Here is a 22,295-nt window from a genome sequence, read left to right on the forward strand (position 1 = left end):
GTTATATCTTTGAATATTGTAATCTTACTATAAAAAAGTGACTGATGAAAACGGCTAAGCAAAAAACATTTACAGACTCTTATTTAAGAAACCTTACTCTTTATGTATTCACAGCAATTATCTGTGGAGCATTAACCGGTTATTATTTTCCGGAAGTCAGTAAACAACTGGAAACGGTGAGCAGTTATTTCTTCACGCTTCTTGAAGTTCTGATTATTCCTGTCATTTTCATTGCCGTCACCTATGGAGTAAGCTATATTTTCAGCACTAAAAATGCTTTTAAAATTGTCACCCAGATGGTTGTTTATTTTTTAATCATCACTTCTGTAAGTATTTTTCTGGGAATCGGTTCCGGATTACTTTTAAAGCCAGGTGCCAATACAGGAATTATTATTTCTTCACACAAAGCGCTTCCTGAAAGGTTTTTGGCCAAAACATCAAATCCATTACATATCAGCAATTATGTACTCTTTCTTTTATTATCTATCTCTGCAGGTATTGCGATTGGTCTTTCAAAGAAAAAGAACAACATTCTTAAAACCATAGACGTAGGAAGGAATTTGTTTTTCAAACTTATCAAGTATGTTTACTTATTTCTTCCGATCGTCATTTTTTCCAATATTGCTTATGGAATTTCTGTATACGGAATTAATACCCTTTTGCCTTTAAGTAAAATTGTCGCTACGGTATATCTTACCAGTGTATTTTTTATTTTCGGTGTGTTAGGAGTGATTACCGCTTACTTTAAAATTAATCTTTGGGATTTTCTGATCAGTATTAAAGAAGAAATCATTCTTGTTGTGGCTACTTCTTCATCGAAGACCGCCTTCCCTATGATTTTCGACAAAATGGAATCACAGGGCTACGACCGGAAAATACTTCGCCTTATTATTCCTCTCGGATACAATTTTAATCTGGCGGGAGCTTGCATTTATCTTTCCATTTCATGCATTTTCCTGATCCAGTTTTATAATATTCCTCTTACGATAACAGATTATTTCTGGCTTTTCATTACCATATCCATTGCTTCAAAAACAGCTTCGGGAGTTCCTGGATCAGGTTTTCTTGCGTTGATGTTTACTTTAAGCAGGTTTGGAAAAATTCCTACTACAGATCTTGCTCTTTTATACAGCATAGACCGCTTTATGAATGAGGCCCGATCGGTCACCAATTTCATTGGCATTTCAGTTTCTGCCGCCATTATTTCAAAACTTAACCAAAATACTATTTCTTTAAAAAATGATGTTTCCTGATTTTACCCATCTCTTCAATGACATATTAGAAAACCCTGCAAAATCGATCGCCATTATCGGTAATCTTATCCTTATAGAAAGTCTTCTCTCTGTAGACAATGCGGCAGTATTGGCCACCATTGTGATGGATCTGCCCGAGCATCAACGAAAAAAAGCCTTGAAATACGGAATCCTCGGAGCTTATATCTTCCGTGGACTGGCTCTTATTTTTGCTTCCGTACTGATTTCCGTTTGGTGGCTAAAACCATTGGGAGGATTTTATCTGATTTATATCTCCTTCGACTGGTTCATCAAGAAGATGAAAAATAAAGACAGCGAAAAAGATGCAGAAGAAAATCTGGATAAAAAATCCAGTTGGCTGTATAAAAATTCAATTGGCTTGTTAGGACAATTCTGGGCAACGGTTGCCATTGTAGAAGTCATGGACCTTGCTTTCTCAATAGACAATGTTTTTGCAGCAGTAGCTTTTTCCGATAATTTACTTTTGATAACCATTGGCGTTTTTATAGGTATTCTGGCCATGAGGTTTATTGCGCAGTGGTTCGTTCGTTTGATGCAGGTATTTCCTTTCCTGGAAACTGCGGCTTTTATTGTGATTGCTATTTTAGGAATTAAACTAAGTTTGTCTTTATATGAGCACTTCTACCCTGCTACGGCATTCGCTCAATTTTTAGCCAGCCATACTATGGAAATTTTAGTTTCCACCATCACTGTTCTTTTGTTTGTTGTTCCTGTAGCAACAAGCTATCTCTTTGGATTTCCAGCACGCAAAAAATAATTTTTCTGCCAAAATTTCACATTCCTCAATAAAAGTCTGCCATTTCAGCCATCCCCGTCTCATGGCATACATTTAGAGAATTACAACACAGAAATAATTAAAAAATAAATATATTATGTCAGTAAACTTTAAACCATTGGCAGACAGAGTTCTGGTAGAGCCAATCGCAGCAGAAACTAAAACAGCTTCAGGAATCATCATCCCGGACACTGCAAAGGAAAAGCCGCAAGAAGGTACTGTAGTAGCAGTAGGTCCTGGTAAAAAAGATGAGCCTACAACAGTTCAGGTAGGTGACAAAGTTCTTTATGGAAAATATTCAGGTGCTGAATTGAAGTTGGAAGGTAAAGATTACTTAATTGTAAGAGAAGCTGACTTATTAGGAATTATTGGGTAAAAGCAGTAAGCATTAAGCTATAAGCAGTAGGCAATGAGAGACTACAAAAAATATGATACCTGGAAAATTTCTCATGAATTGGTAAAAGAAATTTATGTCATTTCTGAAAACTTTCCAAAATCAGAACTTTTTGGCCTTACTTCTCAAATAAGAAGATCAGCAGTTTCTATTCCTACCAATATCGCAGAAGGTTGTGGAAGATCCACAGACAAAGAATTTGCAAGATTTTTAGAAATAAGTATAGGTTCCACAAATGAAACCGAATATCTTCTCTTATTATCTTGTGATTTGGGATTTACTTCTGAAGATAAAATAGCAACAATTAATGTGACCCTAAATTTAATCCGACAAAAACTTATACAACTCAGAAAAAAATTATTAAATAATAATTAATTGCTAAAGGTAAAAAAGCTTATTGCTTAAAGCCTATAGCCTAAAGCTAAAAAATTATGGCAAAAGAAATAAAATTCGATATTGAATCAAGAGACGCTCTAAAGAGAGGAGTTGATGCATTGGCTAATGCAGTAAAAGTAACTTTAGGTCCTAAAGGGAGAAATGTAGTAATCGAAAAATCTTTCGGTGCTCCACACGTAACTAAGGACGGTGTTTCTGTTGCAAAAGAAATCGAACTTGAAGACAGAGTAGAAAATATGGGAGCGCAAATGGTAAAAGAAGTGGCTTCCAAAACTAATGATATCGCAGGAGACGGTACTACTACCGCTACTGTATTGGCACAGGCTATCGTAAGAGAAGGTCTTAAGAACGTAGCTGCTGGTGCTAACCCAATGGATCTTAAAAGAGGTATTGACAAAGCGGTAACTGCTGTTGTTGAAAACCTTAAAACTCAGTCTCAGGCTGTTGGAGATTCTACAGATAAAGTAAAGCAAGTTGCTTCTGTATCTGCTAACAACGACGAAACGATCGGTGCTTTAATCGCTGAAGCTTTCGGAAAAGTAGGAAAAGAAGGTGTAATCACTGTAGAAGAAGCTAAAGGTATCGATACAACTGTAGATGTTGTAGAAGGTATGCAGTTCGACAGAGGATACCAGTCACCTTACTTCGTGACTAACCCTGAGAAAATGTTAGCTGAACTAGAAAACCCATATATCCTTTTAGTAGAGAAGAAAATCTCTTCAATGAAAGAATTACTTCCTGTTCTTGAGCCAATTGCACAAGGTGGTAAGTCTCTATTAATTATCTCTGAAGAAGTTGAAGGGGAAGCTTTGGCTACTTTAGTAGTAAACAAATTAAGAGGTTCTCTTAAAATTGCTGCTGTAAAAGCTCCAGGATTCGGAGACAGAAGAAAAGCAATGTTAGAAGATATCGCAATCCTTACAGGAGGTCAGGTGATTTCCGAAGAGCAAGGTTTCACTATGGAAAACATCTCTTTAGATATGCTTGGAACTGCTGAGAAAGTAACGATTGACAAAGACAACACAACTGTTGTAAACGGTGGTGGTGATGAAGCGAAAATCAAAGGAAGAGTAGCTCAGATCAAAGCTCAGATGGAAACTACAACTTCTGACTACGACAGAGAAAAACTTCAAGAAAGATTAGCTAAGTTAGCTGGTGGTGTTGCTGTACTTTACGTAGGTGCTGCTTCTGAAGTAGAAATGAAAGAGAAAAAAGACAGAGTAGATGATGCACTTCACGCTACAAGAGCAGCTGTTGAAGAAGGTATCGTTGCAGGTGGTGGTGTTGCTTTAGTAAGAGCCATCAAATCTCTAGACAACCTTTCTGGTGCTAACGCTGACGAAAACACAGGGATCAAAATCGTTAAGAGAGCAATCGAAGAGCCATTAAGACAAATCGTTGCCAACGCAGGTGGTGAAGGTTCCGTAATCGTTGCTAAAGTAGCAGAAGGAACAGGAGACTTCGGATACAATGCTAAAACTGACGAGTATGTTCAAATGCTTGAAGCAGGAATCATTGACCCAACTAAAGTAACAAGAGTTGCCCTTGAAAACGCAGCTTCTGTATCTGGAATGCTTCTTACAACTGAATGTGTTATCACTGAAGTAAAGAGCGCTGAACCAGCTATGCCAATGGGTGGTGGAATGCCAGGAATGATGTAGTAGCGAGTCGCTAAGACAAATTTAATATACTAACCGTTCTGCTTTTGTGGAGCGGTTTTTTTGTATCATTATAATAATTAAACACATATAATATTTCTGTAATTCGTAGATTTGGATCATCTACAACATCATGAAAAAAATATTCTTAGTAAGCACTCTCTTATTTTTAGTACAATTAAATGTATTTGCGCAAAATAAATTACCCCAAAATTTAAAGCAAGTTGTAATGTATTTAGATAAGGACTGTCCAGATAGTATTAAAATACAAATTAAAAATACTCATCAAGATAGTTTAATTTATACTGTTTATCCCTTTGCAAAGACAAAACCATACAAAGAGTATAGAACAATTTTTAACTGGACAAGTGAAAACGGCAATCCAAAAATCAATAAATATTTAGATAAAAAAGGAATTTTTGATAATCATTCCAATATCTTGTTATATAGCTTTAAACAATATCTTGTAAATGGTAAAATCAAAGAAAAAGATATCCTTAACAGGTATATTAAACTTCAAAAACAACTAGATGATAAAAACAAGATAAAATATATAGCAGACACTATTAACAAAGTATACATTCCCAAAGACTTGGAGGATTGCTTTGCTCAGATCAATACATTCTGGAATGATAGTATAAAAGCAAAAGTTAAAACCTTAGAAGAAAACGAATTTACTGGAAGGGTTCACTTAGGGTTTGGAATGTGGATGAGAAATAACTGGCAACTTTGGGGAGGCTCAAGACTATCAAAATACTTTAATGATTTAAATATTTTTCATCCGGATGATATGTCGGGAATTATTCTGGTAGGTTATCACAGATATTTAAACAATAAAGAGATTAGACTTGAAGAACAAGTCAAATACTATCAGGATTATTGGGAGAATTCTAAAAAAAATGAACTAAAAGCAAAGACAGAAAGCTTTTCAAAATATAAAGTTGGAGATACACTGGAATTTAGATACCAAAAAGGATTTGTAAGTAAAGAACAAGAAGATAAATATGATAATGGTATTTGTACTGCAAAAGGAATAATTACAGAACGTAACGAAAAAGATTTTCTCATTAAAGTGAAAATTATTGAAACTTGCGACAAAAAAGGAATTGTCTATTATGACAATGATGGAGATATAATATATGATCCGAAAACTAAAAGGTCAAGCAAACCTCCAAAAAGAATCATAAAAAAAATAAAACGTAATAAAGAACAATGGTTTGATTATAAAAGCTGGGAACCTATTGAATGATAAAAGTAACGTAAATAATAAGTCTTTACCTTCATTTCCTCTCTACTAATATTAATGTTCAAATGCTTGAAGCAGGCATCATTGATCCAACTAAAGTAACAAGAGTTGCCCTTGAAAACGCAGCTTCTGTATCTGGAATACTTTTTAACAACTGAGAGTGTAATCACTGAAGTAAAGAGCGCTGAACCAGCTATGCCAATGGGTGATGGAATGCCACAGCGTGTCGCTGAGACAATTTAATATACTAACCGTTCTGCTTTTGTAGAGTAGTTTTTTTTATATTCGTAAAAAAACATGAAAACCTTATTATCCATAATTTTTATAACTGTTTTACATATTTTTGTTTCAGGTCAAAATAAAAATATCATAAGTTGTAAAATCACCTACTTACCCACTATCCAATATGAGGATACATCAACCGAAATATCAAAAGAACAAGCAAAGAAAATAGACAGTTTAATTCATTTAAAATCCTATACAATTGATCTTAATGACAATGATTTAAAAATGATAAAGGAACTGTATGAGCACAAAATTTCTGAATCAACATTTTTAAAATTACGTAAGGAAAAAGAAATTATTATAGATTTTAATAGTATAAAATTGGTTTCAGAAAAAAGTATTACAGATTTACTAAGCTCAGTAATTGATGGTTCTCCTTTCACTCTAACAGCAAATACAAAAAATAGCCATTTAATCTATAACGATAATTTTTCCGGAATGCCAAGATTAAAAGAATTACAAAAATATCTTATTTTTTACGCTATTTATAATGAGTTGCCTTTTTGTAGAAATGATAATGAGCTTGTCAAGGCCTATTTTGAAAGGAAGAACTTAATAAAAAACATAATGTATTTCATAATGAGGCAGGAATCATCGATCCAACTAAAGTAACAAGAATTGCCCTTGAAAATGCAATTCCTGCTTCTGAAAAAAAATTATAAATTTGTGAGCCATTTAAATTTCTTAAAATTGGTTAATAAAAACGAAATCCTAATAAAAGCATTAAAAATAAATACAGGGAAATAAGCTGAACGGACACCCTACAACAATAGTAAGCATTAAATAAAAAAAACTATGACCAAACAATTAAAACTGGCAATTGTTCTACTCGTAACAGTTGCAAGCATGGGAGTAAATGCTCAAAAGAAGACAACTGCAAAACCAACCAAATCAGCCACTGAAAGCAAAACAGCAAAACCAACCAAACAGGAAACAATGGATTGGATTGGTGGAAAAATGAAAGAAAATTTAGCCGGAAAACTAGGCGATTTCAGACATTTTGTTTCTTATAGCAATGGTATTTTTGTCTATAAAAAAGAGATGAAAATGAATGAATGGTATTTTACAACAATCGATTTAAACACAGTTAAAGGAATGAATGATGAGTATTCAAAAGACTTTTATGTAACTGGGAGAAAATTGGTCAAAACTGTATTAGAAGGAAAAGAATATGGTACCGAAAAAGATTTTTTATCCATTAGTGGGCCAAATTATGATGACTACCCTTCTCCATTTAATTTTACAGCTGACCAATCGTTAGTAGAAAGATTGAAAAAAGCCTTCGCTACACTCATTGAATATAATGAAACGAAAAAAGGAGCTGACGAAAAATTTTAATTCCAAAGCTATATTTAAAACCACCCTTCGAATATATTATCACTGAAGTAAATAGCGCTGAACCAGCTATCCAATAGATGATGGAATGCCACAGCGTGTCGCTGAGACAATTTAATATATAAACCGTTCTGCTTTTGTAGAGCGGTTTTTGGTATTTTTACCGCAAAACTATCCATGATAAGCAGAGTAAAAAAGGAAACGGAATTACTACAAAATCAGAAGCCCAGATATTTAATAAAATAATAAAAACTACATACCATTCAAATGAAAAATAAAATCTACATTAAAAATGTAATCATCTTTTCCATCATTTTATTTATTTCCAATAGAATCCTCTCTTTTTATTACAGCTATTTCAATTTAGGAAGCTTTTCAACAGGAAATACTTTGTTATTTTCTATTTACTGGTATGGATTAATGCTCTCTTATATCTTAATCATCTACTTTGCGCTGAAAAAGACAATTACAGAAAGTAAAGAACTGAAACTGCCCAAATTAATAGTAACATCCCTAACCATCATTTTTGTGTCTTACAATCTTAGCTTTTTAGCAGGATACATCCAATATTACTACATTGATGAAACAGATAAAATCGTGACTAAAAATAATATGGATAAGTTAGTATATCTTCTCAATGGTGAAGACCACTCTGCGCCAAGCTATGAGCCTTTTAATAATTTTATCAAATACCCTTATTTGGTACTGATCGATATACTTTCAGAGTTCAACATCCTTAGATTATTCTTTTTCTTAATTACAGATAGAATCATTATGCCCCTACTGGTAAGCTTAGCTTTATACAAATGGTATAAAAAACATCCCGAAAAAATAAAATAATGCAGATTCTTACTTCCATGCAAGTAGATTTACGAAAAGTCAAAGGCAGCAAACCCAGGAATAAACAGGCCTTATTTTGACAACCGTTTTTAATGTAAAAATAAATACCTAAGTTTACAGGTTCTTCAAACCTCAAAATATTCCCGCCATGGAAAATAAAAATGACGAACAAATTCTGGATAACGGCCCATTCTATCATGGGACAAAAGCCGATTTACAAATTAATGATCTGCTTAATGCCGGATTTACGTCGAATTACTATCCCGAGATTATCATGAACCACATCTATTTTACGGCTTTGCCCAACGGAGCCGGATTGGCTGCTGCATTAGCTAAAGGAGATGGCCGTGAGCGTGTTTACATTGTAGAGCCAACAGGAAAATTTGAAAACGACCCTAATGTAACCGATAAAAAATTTCCGGGAAACCCTACCCGATCTTATCGCAGCAAAGAACCGTTGAGAATTGTCGGCGAGCTTACAGACTGGATTCAACTTACAGATGAAGAACTCCAAAACTGGAAAGAAAGAATTGCAAAAATCCGGGAAAATCCTGATGCGGAGATTATCAATTAAGGCAGCTCTTAAGTAACAAGACTTGCTCTTGAAAACACAGCGTCTGCATCTGGAATGCTTCTTACCACTGAGTGTGTCATCACTGAAGTAAAGAGCGCTGAACCAGCTATCCCAATGGATGATGGAATGCCACAGCCTGTCGCTGAGACAATTTAATATACTGACCGTTCTGCTTTTTGTAGAGCGGTTTTTGGTTGAATTATGATTTCCCTTAAGAAAATGGCATATTTTAATTTAATGATTGACAAATAGATACCTAAAATCAAAACGTCATAACCCAATGACATATAATATATAATGGCGCAATGCGTAAATTTGCATGTTAACAGCCATTATAGAAAACTATAACCAAAGATAAACGCAGAATTGATGACAGAGAAATTTCCCACAATAAACAGCACGCTTTCACCGAACGCACTTGGAAAACTTATTCAACAACAATATGGATTAAGTGACAGAACCGAATGTAGCATATTTCGACTTGGCATGAACCATTTATACATCGTTCACGATAACGAAGACAAATATGTTTTTAGGGTTTATACTTGTGATTGGCGGACAAAATCACAAATTAAAGAAGAGCTGAGACTTTTACTTCACTTAAAAGAAAATAACCGGCAAGTTGCTTATCCCATAAAAGGCAAATCAAACGAGTACATTCAGGAAATTGAAGCACCGGAAGGAAAAAGATTTGGAGTTTTGTTCTCCTATGCCAAAGGAGCAAAGACCGCAAAATTTTCATCGCAGGCAAGTTTTCTCATCGGGGAGGCTTTGGCCAAAGTACATCAATCAACGGAAGGTTTTGAGCTGGAAAGGATGTCTTACCATAGTGAGAACCTGCTTATACAACCTGTTTCCAGGATAAAAGAATTCTTTCATAAAAACACCAGCGAAATTGAATTTTTAGAAAAGCTCTCTGCTTTTTTAACACTGAAAATCCATAATACTGACCTATCGAAAATGAGACATGGAAGTGTTCATCTTGATGTTTGGTTTGATAATTTACACATTGATGAAGAAAAGGAAATAACATTTTTCGACTTTGATTTTTGTGGTAACGGGTATTTATGTTTTGACATTTCTTATTTTATGTTCCAGCTACTTACCACCCATTTAAACGAAGAAGAATATCAGGAAAAAGTAGAAAGCTTTTTGAAAGGTTACCAAACCGTAACTAAAATCAGCAACGAAGAAAAGCAGTTTTTACCCTTCGCCTGTTTAGCCATTATGACCTACTACATCAGTGTTCAATGCGACAGATTTAACCATTGGACGAATATTTTCCTGAATGAAGATCATTTAAAAAGAATGGTTGGAAATTTGAAACGCTGGATGGCATACAACAACATTGAAATTGAATAACGGTCAGCGACCGAGACAAATTAATATACTAACCGTTCTACTTTTGTGGAGCGGTTTTTTATTATATTTGATGAGTAACTATGATACATGAAAAATAATCAAATGAAAAGAATTATACTTTTATTATTGACCTTCTTTAATTTAACATTAAGCTATGCCCAACATCTTTATCCCGAAAAATATAAAAATTGCAATTTAGGCTCCTTTTGTCTTGACTGTGGTGAAACTAAAGCTAAACCTCAGAATTCAATAATAAATGAATTGTTGAATAAATTTGATAAAAAGAGTTTGAGTAAAATAGCAGGAAAAATTGAAGTACAAATACTAATTGACAAAGATGGCAAACCCTGCCTTCTTAGTTCATTAAACCAAACTAATATCTCCTCAAAAAAATTAGGCTTACAGGATGCTATAAACTCAACATCAAATTGGGAACCTGCGATTTCAGAAAATAAAAAAACAAATAGCTCAGTTTCATTAATTTTTGAATTTGAAAATGGCACCGTTTCTGCAAAGCGTAAAGTCTTCGATTTTAAAAATCAATCCAATGCCAAATCTGTTGGAAGCCCTGATATAAAAGGAACCGATAAAGAAAAACTTTCAAAAGGCTGGACTGTATTCACTCAACAAAACTCAGAGTTACCTTGGGATATGACAAGAGCTGTTGCCAATGATTTGGACAATAATATCTGGATTGGGACAGATAATGGAATTGTAAAAATTAATAATGGAAAATGGGAACATTTTAACTCAAAAAACACATTAATCTCCTCTCCTGCTTATAATAAAACACAATCAGTACGAGATTTAGAAGTTGACAAAAATAACAATAAATGGTTTGTTGCTGGTTGGGATGTATATAAATACGACAACAAAAACTGGATAAAATACGACTCAATAAATTCTCCAATCAATTGGGCAAGAAAAATATTTGTTGACCACTCTAATAATGTATGGTTTACTTCTTGGAATGGTGTAGCAAAGTTTGACGGAAAGAATTGGTCGACAATTAACAAGCAAAATTCCAATCTGCCAACTGACAAAGTCCTTGGTGTTTATGTAGACAAAAAAGATAGAATTTGGATTGGAACATTTGAAGGAAACGTAATGATTGAAAACGGTGTAACAAAATTGTTAAACGATAAAAATTCACCTTTATCAAAAGCCTACATCTCAAAAATCTATGAAGATAAAAAGGGAAATTTATGGTTTGACTTATACAAAGATAAATCAGATGATGCTGGGATTTATGTATTAGATTTACAAAAAAAATGGACAAGAATAAATCATCCAAATCCTAAAATGTTCAGTAAAAATTCAATCAATGATTTTTATTTAGATGAAGAAAGCAATTTGTTATGGATCACATTAAATGGAGTTGGTGTTTTAAGTTATGACACGAACTCAAAAAAATGGGAAACTTACACCAATGAAAATTCAAATGTTCCAAGTATTCATAGCGAGAGAATAACAAAAGATAAAGATGGTTCGATTTGGATTGCAACTTATGCTGGAGTAATCAAACTTAATAAATAAACATCTGCGAACAAAAAATCATTGACCCAAAGAGTTGCCCTTGAAAATGCAGCTTCTGTATCTGGAATGCTTCTTACTACTGAATGTGTAATCACTGAAGTGAAAAAAGACGAACCAGCTATGCCAATGGGTGGTGGAATGCCAGAAATGATGTAACGGTCAGCGACCGAGGCAATTTAATATATTAACCGTTCTATTTTATAGGGCGGTTTTATGTTTAAATTGTGGTTTTCCATAATGAAATAGTATATTTATATTTTAATTTAATGATTAACAAATAAATAGCCATAATAAAAATAACATTAGCGTAATTGTATATATTATAATATTGGCGCAATGCGTAAAACCAAATTAAAATGTCCATGAATTTGAATAGCATAAACAAAGAATTGCTAATTGATACAATTAATGATGAACATGAAGCAGGTACAAAATACCTAAAATATGCAAAAGAAATAGAATCACTTTGCGATGATCCATTAAAATTATACTCTAACTTAGAATTTCCTGATGAAGAAAAAGATTATAATTCTTTTACTCAAAAAGTCTATTTATCTAGTATAATGTCTGATATTTCTAAAATAACACCTTCATCAAAATTTGCAGTTTATTATGGTGATAATCGCTATAACAAATACGAAGTTGAAGAATTGCTAAAGCATCATAAATTAATAAACAATTCAAATGATATTCAATCAGTTACAGAAGGTTATTTTACATTTAGTGATTATGAAGCAGAATTTTTACAATCTAATTTTGAGCCTCTATTCGAGATGGGACAATTAACATTATCACCAAAACCAAATCTTATGGCTATAGTTGGAGAAAAGGAAAATCCAAACTTCTATACAATACCTGCTGAATTTGATATAGAAGAACAAAAATGGAGAGCCCCACTATACAATGGAAACCAACGAGATATTCCGATAAGAAATCAAGATACTTCAAATGATACTCAGTCTACAATAATCGAAGAAATTATGATACCTTTTATTTCTGGTATTTCTGCGAAAGATTTTTCACTTATTCTTCGAGATGAAGCAGATTTAATTAGTTCTTTTAGAAGTGATCTTTTAAAAATAACAAACAGCAATACTCACCAAGAAGGCCGTGAGATTTATCAAGATTTAATTAGACCAAGAATTGACAAAATAAATCAAAAATTCAAATCAATTTCCGAATTACATTCATTCAAAATGAAAGGCGTTACAGTTTTCACAGCAGCCTTATCTTTATTATCTTTATCAGCTGGAGATTATATGGGAGCCACATCAATAATGGTGGGAGTAGGAACAGGAACAGCAGGCTTAATAAAATTTGAGGCTGACTATCACAGCGAAATCAACAATTTAAAAAATGACTCCATGTATTTATTGTGGAAGTTAAATAATTTATCAAAAAAATAGGCTACAGCTAACATATTATTAGCAAAATATGAAGTTAAAACACCTGTTGCACAAAGTCTCTCGAATTTGAGTAATAAAAAAATGTCACGAAATCTGTAGACTTCGGAAAAAAGAAAAATCCTATACTCATTTAGGATTTTTTCTTTACTTCTATTTCTTTTACAAATTCGTATTTCTCTTCCAAAATCGGCTCCTCTGGCCAAAAATCCTTTGGAGAGCATCCCAGAGCTTTTGATATTAAGTTTAAGCTTTTAATATTATATTTCGCTGTTTTGGAATGTGCTTCAATATCTGAAATATAACTCGTACTCTTACCAATAGCCAAAGAAAGAGAAGTTTGGCTAATACCTCGTTGTTCTCTTATTTCTTTCACTTTTGAAATTATAAATCGCTCTATTTCGTCTAAAGAATCATGCATAATGACAAAGTGAGCCAAAAACAAAATAAAAAACTAAGGACTATAGTCCTGTATATTGAAAATATTATTATATTTGGCAAAGATTACTCATTAAAGTAATTTTGCGATACTTCAAAGAAATATAGAAGCTATTGCTTAGAATCTCGACTTGAAAACTGGTAATTTAAAAGCAACGAGAAGATAAGCAAGAAGCTCACGACCTAGGCGTGAGCTCTCTTATCTGTTGCACGGTATACCAGTACCTCAAGTCGGATATTGTAGAGTCTCATGCCGTTTTTATTTTCATGCTGTTCTGCTTTTCTACAATCATCTTTTTCTAAGCCTGCTTTACCATATAAAGTATCATGATACGGTACAATGGGGTGTACAATCCATTGCGGCTTTCGGGCTTTTAGAAAAACACAAATTCTATCATATTCATTCGGCTTGTATGGGCAGGAAGTTCAGACGGACTTTCTCCTTTACGGCCAGTAAAATCGTACAACAAAAAAAACACACTCATGAAAAAAATCAGAACAAACCTTCATCTCCGGCTTGGTAAAGACCGGAAGAAATATTGCGGCTTACAGCTCATGGAAACCTACTTTAAGCTCAATGACTTGACAGCATCCAAAGAACTGCTAAACGACATTACAAGTTATGCCGTAAAAAGAAATAGCTGGATAAAAGAACATCCGTCCGTTATTCTTCATTTTCAGCAGGCGATGCGGTCATTCATCCGTGCAGGTTACTTCATAACGTTGCAGGAAAAGAAAAAGACCGCAACTAATCAGTTGGAAAATGTTTCTCCGTTAGTTCTTGGCTTGCTTTCGGAAAAAGAATACCACAATCCCCTGTTGGTCTTTAAAAAAGCATTCAAAGAATACAGCATCAAGGAATTTGATTATTTTATTTCCGGAATGGTTCATTTCTCATTGGGAATCTATGATCATCTACCAGAAAGGAACATCATAGCACCATACATTCACCTTACCAAAATGCTGGATGCAGCCTACATTATTATTGACAGAAAAGGAAAAAGATAAGATATCTGTAAAGTCTCCCGAATTTGAGTAATAGAAACATCAATGATAGAAAATAGCGAAAAAGGGTAATTTCAACGGGTCTATATATTGGCTAGCTTTGATTTAATCATTAAAGAAACAGACAGACTAGCCGAACACTGTCTCAAAAAGTAGGCACATAAAAAACTTAAACCATGGATTGCTCAACCAAACAAAATGATTTTCAAAATTCAATTTCACTTATTCAGGAACAGTTAAAACAGGAAATAAATGAAATTGTGGCATCAACCCAAGGCAAAACAGAAAAACTCTCTGAAAAAGCCGAGGGAAACAATGACGTTACTACAGGCGTAATAACTGCTGCAGGCACTGCCGTCGGAACTTTTTTGGGCGGCCCCGTAGGAGGTGCTGCCGGTGCGTATGTTGCAGATTTTTTAACGAAATTCTTCGTTGTGGAAACCCATATGAATACGGTTAAAATTAGCTTGGATCTTCCCGAAGTGACCATTAAAGATCAGGATTGGATTTTTGATCTACCTTCTGTAACGGTTAAAGATTCTGATATTATATTTCATCTCCCTTCCATCAGGATGAAAAGAGTTAAAACAGGAGAATACCCAGAATTTACCTGTCATGGTTTTCCTCCTCAATGTACCGTAAAATGGTCCCCGATATGGATAGATCTACCTGAACCATTTATGGAAGAACACAGAATCGTCATCGGAATTCCGGAATTTTATATGAATGAACAACGATTTGTAGTAGGCGTTCCTGAAATTACAATGAAACAGCAGGAAATAAGCTTTGACCTGCCATCTATCACCATCAAAACAAGAGAAGACATTGGTAAAGAGGTTTCAGAGGAAGCATCATTATTAGCCAATGAAACAAGAATATTGGTGAATCAGAAAAAGGAATCGTTAAAGGAAAGAATGAAAATTGAAATTCTGCCAAAAGCAATTGCTATGATGAATTGTTTTAGAGACAGTCTTACAGAACGAAAACAGGAAATCTACAATTCTTTCGATCCCGCGATTAATCAGATTACAGAAACGCTAAAAAACCTGAAAGGCCAATCTGTTCCCGAAGATGATGATGATTACATTAAAGTAAAAACCAACCTGGATCAGTTATTTGAAAAGCGAAAAGAAACATTGGCAAAAATCGACAAGTCTCTGGAAGAACTTGAGGCGAGTGCAAAATTGACCATTGATTCACTTGCAAATTCTTAAAATACAACTAGAGTACATAATGCCGGAATAGTCATCGACCGGGGCAAATTACTATACTAACCGCTCTGCTTTTGTAGGGCGGTTTTTTACACAGAAAATCCAAGGAACTTTCCACTTGAAATTTGAGCTGCAATTGTATATAAGCGTAATATGTCAATTGGGATGATATTACCTCATTTTAAAAAGACAGATCAAAATGGAAAGAATTGAAATATATTCAAGTAAAAAAATCATTAATGCTATTGTTGATTAGTGTAATGTGTAAATTTGAACATTAGGAAATATTGTAATAAGCATATGGGATTTCAATCAATTGTACACGGAAGAATAGTTATAGAAAGTAATCTTGACAAGGTAAGAGAAATTATTCAAAATCTAGGAAATGATGAATGGATGTTTAGAACTGAAATGTTTGGAACCGGTATATCAGATCAGACTTATTACGAAAATCCTGTAATTTCATTTGGAGCAACCTACAAGCAGATTGAGTATTATTGGGCAGAGTTTATTCAAGAATTTGAAAACATCTTACGGCAAATTGACTTCGATACGGCAAAAATTCAATTGGAAACTGAAATATTGGGGACTTATAATTTCTTTTGGAAGTCAAAAAAACAAGATAAAACAAGTTACGAAAAAGAGGCTCGAATGATTGAAACTGAAAAATGGTTTTTTGGATTTGGAAACCGGGACAGATGGGGACTTCTGGAAACGGATTTACTTGATGAAGAAATTTTCGCAATAGATGGTTTTAAATACCCAGTCATAGATGCTGGTTCCCAATAGGTATCTATTAAAATAGCTCAACAGTGAAAGTATTCGGAGATTAAAAAATGATAAATATATGTATTGATTGAATCATTTTACCATTGCTCAGCATACCATTTTAAAACCGACCGCAAGTGAACAATATATATAAAGATCAACTTGAAATATTACAAAAACGAATTCCCATTGGACTTCGCCATGGATTGACATTGCTTGAAAAAACAAATGGCAATGTTGAGAAAGCGGAAGAATATTTTCGTAACGAAATGGTTGCCCTTACAGTTAATAAAACAAATGTCACAAGTGAGATCGCTTCAAGACATCTTGTAAAAAACAACTTCGACATTGGCTTGACTATTAAAAGCATCGACGAAGAACGCTATACTTTGACAGAGCTAATTGTCAGAAAATATGGAAACAGAAAAGAAGAAGCTCTAGAGAAAGTAATGTACGCCATTGAGGAAACACATTCTATTGAGCGTCAATTTTGGTTGAACTTCCAGGATTTAAAAGAACTATCAGGCGAAGCATTTTGTCTGTTAACTATCATGGAATGGATAAATTATGAAGATTACGAAAGTTTTGAAATCGCTTTAACATTTGAACTTGAAACAGTCACTCAACAACTTGAAGATAAATTGGCACTTCCAGAATTAGCTGATTCCTTACGACGAGCAGGCGAAATTCAGAAAGTACTCTATGAAAAAAACAAAATTGATAAGGGGATTGAAAATTATATAAAAGCAACAAATCAATTGCGTGAAAACAAGGAATACCAAAAATATGAGACCACCTATCAGGAACAACGATCGTTACTAATAGACAGTCTTTATGAATGTGTAACTGCAAATATTGATAAGTTTCCGTAATAGTAAACACCATATAATATGGCATGGAATCTATTCCCTCATCTGAATTCTTTTAAAATTATTTCCCCATTTTTTCTTAGTTTAGCTCACGAAAAATAGCGTCATTGTTTGGTAAGAAACCGAAGTAAAATTTAGCCTTTACGATCATTCAGTCCAATACTTTTCGTTATATGATAGTGTATAAAAACTTAATTCATGAAACAATTTCTATTGCTGCTATCGGTGCTGTTATGCCTGATCAATATTTCAGCACAACAAAATCAGACAGACTATTTTTTAGGAAACAGAACCTATTGTAAAAAGCCGGATAATGAAAGAGTGAACAAAATATATCCTCTGGGAATAAGGGCTGTTCAGCAGAATAAATATCTCGGAGCCGCTTTTAAAATTTTTGCAGAGGTAATAGAAGCAGACAATTCTTTTTGTGATGCCTATTTCTGGGCCGCCTATACTTTAAGACTAAGCAATAGCAATTTGGATGACGCTGTGATTTTCTATCACGCCGCCGACAGTCTTGCCCAAAACAGATCTATAGAATTTAAGCAAAATCTTGCCACTCTTGCCATGAAAACAGGGAGGATAAGTTTCTCAAGAAATAAATTCAAAGAAATGGCTCAATATTTTCCTGCAAGTCCCGAAGGATATTATGGAATAGCACTTACCTCATTATTTATCGAAGATTATAAAAACGGGCTTGAAAATATAGATATTGCAGAAAAAAAATATAATACTCCAAGCAAAGACTGCCAATCCATCAAAGCAATATTATTAACGTTCAATGAAAAATATGAAGAAGCCCTTCCCTATTTTGAAAAGGTAGAATCAGATTTTAAAAAGGATGATATTTTTAATGGATGCTATGCATTAAGTCTGCAGCAGGTCGGTATGAAAAATTCTGATGAAAAGCTGATGAAAAAATATAAAAAATATTACGAAAAGGTACAAAACAAAGCAGCATTACCCGAGGCCATAAAAAATGCTTTCAAAGAATCATAAAAAGATATATTCAAGCTTTACAAAATTTCCGATCTCGCGTCAATAAAAACAAAATCCAAAGTCAAAAGACTTCGGATAGCAAAGAAGGAAGAAATAAAAATGGCTCAAACAATATTATCATCACAGTATATACTTTATCTGGTTACAATATGTAAATTTGGGTATTACTAAACACTCCGTTATCAAAATGAAATTAAACATTAAACTTTTCTCCATCTTTATTCTTCTTTTGGTTTCCACCTCTTATTTTGCGCAAAAGAAGACTCCTTTTCAAATTAATGGAGAGTTATTTGAGCTTCCTGGGAAATGGGAATATAAAAATCAACTGAAACAATCCGGACAATTCCATCTAAGCAATAAGGATGAAAAAATAAGTATGATGGTTTCAGTAAGAAAACCAGAAAAATTTGAGTTTTATAAAGAAGGGTTAACAGAAAAAGAATTGCTGAATGCCTTTTATAAGTGGGAATATGATTACTGGGCATCTTCAGCCGGAATGAAAGCGGAAGTTTCTGAAGTAAAACGAAACGAAGAAAAAAATTATATCATCTGGAAAATTATTGTAAAAAACATGTCTCAGAATGACCATAAGGATCAGACGTCCTATTTGCTATATGCCGTTAGAGACAATAATCTGATCTCATTTAATATAACAAATAATATTGATAAAAAGGTGCCATTAACTGAAACAGAATCAGTGGAACTTCTTGAAAAAAGCTACTTGAAATAAAATATAAACATTCTCAGAAAGGCCTCCGCCTGTATGTAGAAAATAAAATCCGAAGCTTTCAGCTTCGGATTTCTTATGACAGTACATCACCTCAACCCATCAGATTTCGGCAGTAACCTCGCTCCACCCTCTTTCGGAAACCCTCCAGCTTATCTTATAACCCTCTCCAGGCACTTCCGAACATCTGATAGATACTTCATAAAGCCTCTTTCCCTAATTATATAAGTCCCTAAAGTCACTTGGGAAAGTCGCTCTACCCTTTTCGGAACAGCCTGAAGCCCGTTGAACAAATAGGTACCCCCACTTATATAAGCCCCTGAAGCTTGTTAGATAAGTCGTTCTACCCTTTTCTGAATAGCCTGAATCCGGTTGAAGAAATAGGTATACCCCCTTACGCAACCCCCTCCCCCCTCTTACATAAGGGGTAACCGTACCTTATAATACCATAAAGAACGGGAATGAAACGGTCATATTTTTAGAAAAAACAACTTGAGGTTTATCTGATTAAAAGCAATTTTAAAACATTCTCTTCAACTTTTTCCTATCTTTAAAGCTCCATTAATCTGTAAATTCCAGTAAAAGAACAGACACTAAAACTCATCGCATTGAAAACAAAATTATTATTCCTTTCATTTTTAGGGTCGATACTGGCCCACGCCCAAACCCTTCAATTTAGAGATCTCGCCAGTATTTCTGCGGGCAGAGGGGGGATAAGCAGTGTAATAGTGAATGATAATATCTATGTAAGCAATGGATATCAGGAAAAAGCAAGTGATGCAAAGTTTGTTGAAAAATATAATATAGCCAATAACACCTGGAGTGTTTTCAACGCAACGCTGCTTCCCAAAAAATTTGCTAATTCGGAGACTTACAATGATAAAATTTATATTTTTAACGGTTGGGGGAATAGCCATCTTGAAATTCTAGACCTGGCAACCAATACCATAACGAAAGGAGCTGTTAATCGTTCCTATACAGGAAATGCAGGTTCTGCCATCCATAATGGCAAAATATACGTGTTTGGCGGAAGCGGCCTCAATGGAGCGGCAACCACTGTATTTTCCAATAGATTCCAATATTATGATATTGCTTCCAATACATGGAACCCATTACCCAATATGCCCACAGCCAGAGAAACAAAGGGCAAAATTGTAAATGATAAACTTTATGTCATTGGGGGTTTTAACGGTACTACATCCCGTCTGATTAATGTATACGACCTCAACACGAATGCTTGGATCAAGCAATATACAATGCCTGCCGGAATAGCTGGGCACTCGTTAGCAGTATCCGATAATAAGATTTTTATTGTAGGAGGTCTTAATAATCAAAGTTTTCTGGCCTATTTTGATACGACAACCAATAAGTTTCATCAGTTATCCTCCAATATGATTCCCAGAAGACATGCTACAGCGGAAGTATATCACAATAAACTATACATCATCGGTGGAAGTACTACTTCTTCAACGAAATCATCTATTAAAAGTATACAAGTGGCAGATATCAGTGAGAGTGTACTGACCGCAAACGAAAAGTAAAAAGAGTACATTTCCTAAAATACCGATAAAAAGAATCTATTCACTGAAATGAAATCCATTGAGCTTCTTGAAAAGATATATTTGAAATAAAAAGTTTCTGTATCAATAATAAAATGATCTCGCTGATGAAACCTTTAATTACTGCCATTTTTTTCACCATAACTGTAACTTCATGTTCTGAGAAGTTTCAAAAATTGCCTTCAAAAGAATCTGATGTAGAGCATCTGCTCAAAAAGATAAAGCCAAATAATAACGTTTCGTATTGGCAGGTTGAGCACTTTCCCAACTATGAGGATGAAACCCAAGAATCAAGAATAGTATTTTCAAAAGGTCAGTATTCCAACAAACAAGTATCTTCACCTCCTAACCATAATGACTGGAATGGATTTTTTGAAGGATGCCAACCTATATTCTGTGCTTATCGAATCGTATATCTGGAAAATAATATCTGGAAAACGGCAAAATCAGAAGAGGATCTTAAAAACTTTATCAGCACCATCGACAATGAATATGAAGCTTTTTTAATTGGAAAAATAAACGGCTACGAAATAGATTATTATTCTGAAAAAGGCAACGGTTTTATAAAAGACAAAAGCGGTTACAATCTAAACATGATGAAATATAATAGTTGTCCGGAATCCAAAGAAAGTTTTACTCTTTTTATCAATGACTCCGGCAAAATAACAGCTACTAAAAACAATGGCTTCTATTTAAAAACTAAAAACTGTATTGTATACTAAAAGCTGACTTCACAAAAGCTTCCTCAAGCCCGCTCTTTTCAGAGCGGGAGTTTGGCTTCAAAATTGAAATTGAGGTATTTTATTACTTTTTCACTTCGTTAATAGCTTTCAGATAGGCCTGCATTTCTTTATAATAAAAGCTAGACCACGTTTTTCTATTGTACTCTTTGTTGGTTTTTCTGTCGAGAATAAAATATCTTTTTCCCGGAACTGTTTGGGATTTGGAAGAGCCAACAACCATAACGCTTCCCGTTGCTCTTTCATAATCCATAATATAACGGTACTTATCTACATCACTGTATTTTTCTTTGATTTCGTTTTCCGTAGCCAATACATATTTGCCTGTATAATCTGCAAATGCCTTTTCTACATATTTATCATAGCTCCCTCTCTCTTTCAACACACCAATTAATGTAAAATCTTCAGATTTCATGTCGGGAGGAATTTCACCAGACTCAACAGTAATTTTAGTGGCTACAGAGCCTGTACTTGCACAAGATTGCATAGAAGTAGAAAGAATAGCAATAGTCGCCAAACTCATAATGAATGTTTTCATGTTTATTATTTTTCACAAATATATATTCTTTCATTTAAAATTGTAAAATACTTTTTTGAAAAGCGAATCCTGCCGGGCGCTGTAACTCATAAAATAAACAATCTGAAGTCTGGAAATTGTAAGCAGTAAAAAGCCACCACCCTCTTCCATACCCCATCTACCCACTATCATAAGTGCCTCCAGCTACTTGATGAAGAGGCTGGAGACACTTCCGTACTCCCTATAACCACTTCATGAACTCCCTCTGCTCCCTTGTATAAAGCCCTATAGCCTGTTAGGAAATAGGTGTACCCCGTTATAGAAGTGGCTATAGCCTCTTAGGCAACCCACTATCCCCCCTTAGGTAAGGGGGGTATCAAACCT

The 22,295-nt window shown here is 34.2% G+C and carries 24 protein-coding genes and 1 pseudogene; 23 read left to right on the forward strand and 2 right to left on the reverse strand.

The genetic code is table 11. The annotated features are described in order from the left end of the window. Positions 1 to 44: 44 nt before the first annotated feature. The 15 genes and pseudogenes from ACL9RH_RS14560 (at position 45) to ACL9RH_RS14630 (ending at position 13,081) form a co-directional block, all read left to right on the forward strand. Positions 45 to 1,253: a cation:dicarboxylate symporter family transporter gene (locus ACL9RH_RS14560; protein ID WP_422694090.1), complete on the forward strand. Its 1,209-nt coding sequence runs from the start codon at positions 45 to 47 to the stop codon at positions 1,251 to 1,253. After that, a complete protein-coding gene (locus ACL9RH_RS14565) occupies positions 1,240 to 2,031 on the forward strand; it encodes a TerC family protein (RefSeq protein WP_422694091.1) in 792 nt (263 codons plus the stop codon). Before ACL9RH_RS14560 ends, ACL9RH_RS14565 begins: the two co-directional genes overlap by 14 nt. A 115-nt stretch (positions 2,032 to 2,146) precedes the next feature. Next, entirely contained in the window at positions 2,147 to 2,425 is a 279-nt protein-coding gene (locus ACL9RH_RS14570; protein WP_034696138.1) for a co-chaperone GroES, read from the forward strand. A gap of 33 nt (positions 2,426 to 2,458) precedes the next feature. Then, on the forward strand, positions 2,459 to 2,818 hold the full coding sequence (locus ACL9RH_RS14575) for a four helix bundle protein (RefSeq protein ID WP_422694092.1): 360 nt from the start codon (positions 2,459 to 2,461) through the stop codon (positions 2,816 to 2,818). A 56-nt stretch (positions 2,819 to 2,874) separates the two neighbouring features. Beyond that, positions 2,875 to 4,500, forward strand: coding sequence for a chaperonin GroEL (gene groL / locus ACL9RH_RS14580; RefSeq protein WP_129054448.1), 1,626 nt, complete (start codon positions 2,875 to 2,877; stop codon positions 4,498 to 4,500). Between the two features lie 130 nt (positions 4,501 to 4,630). Continuing rightward, positions 4,631 to 5,746: a DUF6794 domain-containing protein gene (locus ACL9RH_RS14585; RefSeq protein ID WP_422694093.1), complete on the forward strand. Its 1,116-nt coding sequence runs from the start codon at positions 4,631 to 4,633 to the stop codon at positions 5,744 to 5,746. 44 nt (positions 5,747 to 5,790) lie between these two features. Beyond that, positions 5,791 to 5,986, forward strand: a pseudogene (locus ACL9RH_RS14590) (hypothetical protein); the annotation flags it as partial. A 54-nt stretch (positions 5,987 to 6,040) separates the two neighbouring features. After that, the gene (locus ACL9RH_RS14595) at positions 6,041 to 6,640 is read left to right on the forward strand and encodes a hypothetical protein (protein WP_422694094.1); all 600 of its coding nucleotides are present in this window, start codon (positions 6,041 to 6,043) and stop codon (positions 6,638 to 6,640) included. A gap of 183 nt (positions 6,641 to 6,823) precedes the next feature. Continuing rightward, the gene (locus ACL9RH_RS14600) at positions 6,824 to 7,366 is read left to right on the forward strand and encodes a hypothetical protein (RefSeq protein ID WP_422694095.1); all 543 of its coding nucleotides are present in this window, start codon (positions 6,824 to 6,826) and stop codon (positions 7,364 to 7,366) included. Positions 7,367 to 7,630: 264 nt separating this feature from the next. Continuing rightward, the gene (locus tag ACL9RH_RS14605; RefSeq protein ID WP_422694096.1) at positions 7,631 to 8,203 is read left to right on the forward strand and encodes a hypothetical protein; all 573 of its coding nucleotides are present in this window, start codon (positions 7,631 to 7,633) and stop codon (positions 8,201 to 8,203) included. A gap of 148 nt (positions 8,204 to 8,351) precedes the next feature. Continuing rightward, entirely contained in the window at positions 8,352 to 8,777 is a 426-nt protein-coding gene (arr, locus tag ACL9RH_RS14610; protein ID WP_422694097.1) for an NAD(+)--rifampin ADP-ribosyltransferase, read from the forward strand. Between the two features lie 369 nt (positions 8,778 to 9,146). Continuing rightward, positions 9,147 to 10,139, forward strand: a complete 993-nt coding sequence (locus ACL9RH_RS14615) for a phosphotransferase (protein WP_422694098.1) — start codon at positions 9,147 to 9,149, stop codon at positions 10,137 to 10,139. Positions 10,140 to 10,241: 102 nt separating this feature from the next. After that, positions 10,242 to 11,675: a ligand-binding sensor domain-containing protein gene (locus ACL9RH_RS14620; protein ID WP_422694099.1), complete on the forward strand. Its 1,434-nt coding sequence runs from the start codon at positions 10,242 to 10,244 to the stop codon at positions 11,673 to 11,675. A 21-nt stretch (positions 11,676 to 11,696) separates the two neighbouring features. Beyond that, entirely contained in the window at positions 11,697 to 11,831 is a 135-nt protein-coding gene (locus ACL9RH_RS14625; RefSeq protein WP_422694203.1) for a hypothetical protein, read from the forward strand. A 206-nt stretch (positions 11,832 to 12,037) separates the two neighbouring features. Next, complete coding sequence (locus tag ACL9RH_RS14630) at positions 12,038 to 13,081, forward strand: hypothetical protein (RefSeq protein ID WP_422694100.1); 1,044 nt, start codon at positions 12,038 to 12,040, stop codon at positions 13,079 to 13,081. A gap of 130 nt (positions 13,082 to 13,211) precedes the next feature. On the opposite strand, the gene ACL9RH_RS14635 is transcribed toward ACL9RH_RS14630, so the two are convergent. After that, a complete protein-coding gene (locus ACL9RH_RS14635) occupies positions 13,212 to 13,499 on the reverse strand; it encodes a helix-turn-helix domain-containing protein (protein ID WP_422694101.1) in 288 nt (95 codons plus the stop codon). A gap of 500 nt (positions 13,500 to 13,999) precedes the next feature. Between ACL9RH_RS14635 and ACL9RH_RS14640 the strand changes: the two genes are divergently transcribed. From ACL9RH_RS14640 to ACL9RH_RS14675, 8 genes are all read left to right on the forward strand, one after another. Then, positions 14,000 to 14,524: a hypothetical protein gene (locus ACL9RH_RS14640; RefSeq protein ID WP_422694102.1), complete on the forward strand. Its 525-nt coding sequence runs from the start codon at positions 14,000 to 14,002 to the stop codon at positions 14,522 to 14,524. Between the two features lie 173 nt (positions 14,525 to 14,697). Further along, positions 14,698 to 15,735: a hypothetical protein gene (locus tag ACL9RH_RS14645; protein WP_422694103.1), complete on the forward strand. Its 1,038-nt coding sequence runs from the start codon at positions 14,698 to 14,700 to the stop codon at positions 15,733 to 15,735. 297 nt (positions 15,736 to 16,032) lie between these two features. Further along, a complete protein-coding gene (locus tag ACL9RH_RS14650) occupies positions 16,033 to 16,521 on the forward strand; it encodes a hypothetical protein (protein ID WP_422694104.1) in 489 nt (162 codons plus the stop codon). Positions 16,522 to 16,637: 116 nt separating this feature from the next. Beyond that, entirely contained in the window at positions 16,638 to 17,372 is a 735-nt protein-coding gene (locus ACL9RH_RS14655; protein WP_422694105.1) for a hypothetical protein, read from the forward strand. 195 nt (positions 17,373 to 17,567) lie between these two features. After that, positions 17,568 to 18,368 carry a tetratricopeptide repeat protein gene (locus ACL9RH_RS14660; RefSeq protein ID WP_422694106.1) on the forward strand — a complete coding sequence of 267 codons (801 nt, stop codon included), beginning with the start codon at positions 17,568 to 17,570 and terminating at the stop codon, positions 18,366 to 18,368. Between the two features lie 187 nt (positions 18,369 to 18,555). Continuing rightward, positions 18,556 to 19,098: a hypothetical protein gene (locus ACL9RH_RS14665; RefSeq protein ID WP_422694107.1), complete on the forward strand. Its 543-nt coding sequence runs from the start codon at positions 18,556 to 18,558 to the stop codon at positions 19,096 to 19,098. Between the two features lie 605 nt (positions 19,099 to 19,703). Continuing rightward, complete coding sequence (locus ACL9RH_RS14670) at positions 19,704 to 20,636, forward strand: Kelch repeat-containing protein (RefSeq protein WP_422694108.1); 933 nt, start codon at positions 19,704 to 19,706, stop codon at positions 20,634 to 20,636. Between the two features lie 125 nt (positions 20,637 to 20,761). After that, the gene (locus tag ACL9RH_RS14675) at positions 20,762 to 21,376 is read left to right on the forward strand and encodes a hypothetical protein (RefSeq protein ID WP_422694109.1); all 615 of its coding nucleotides are present in this window, start codon (positions 20,762 to 20,764) and stop codon (positions 21,374 to 21,376) included. 82 nt (positions 21,377 to 21,458) lie between these two features. On the opposite strand, the gene ACL9RH_RS14680 is transcribed toward ACL9RH_RS14675, so the two are convergent. After that, positions 21,459 to 21,932, reverse strand: coding sequence for a hypothetical protein (locus ACL9RH_RS14680; RefSeq protein ID WP_422694110.1), 474 nt, complete (start codon positions 21,930 to 21,932; stop codon positions 21,459 to 21,461). Positions 21,933 to 22,295: the final 363 nt, after the last annotated feature.

The sequence above is a fragment of the Chryseobacterium sp. Mn2064 genome (assembly GCF_049319685.1).
Lineage (GTDB): Bacteria > Bacteroidota > Bacteroidia > Flavobacteriales > Weeksellaceae > Chryseobacterium.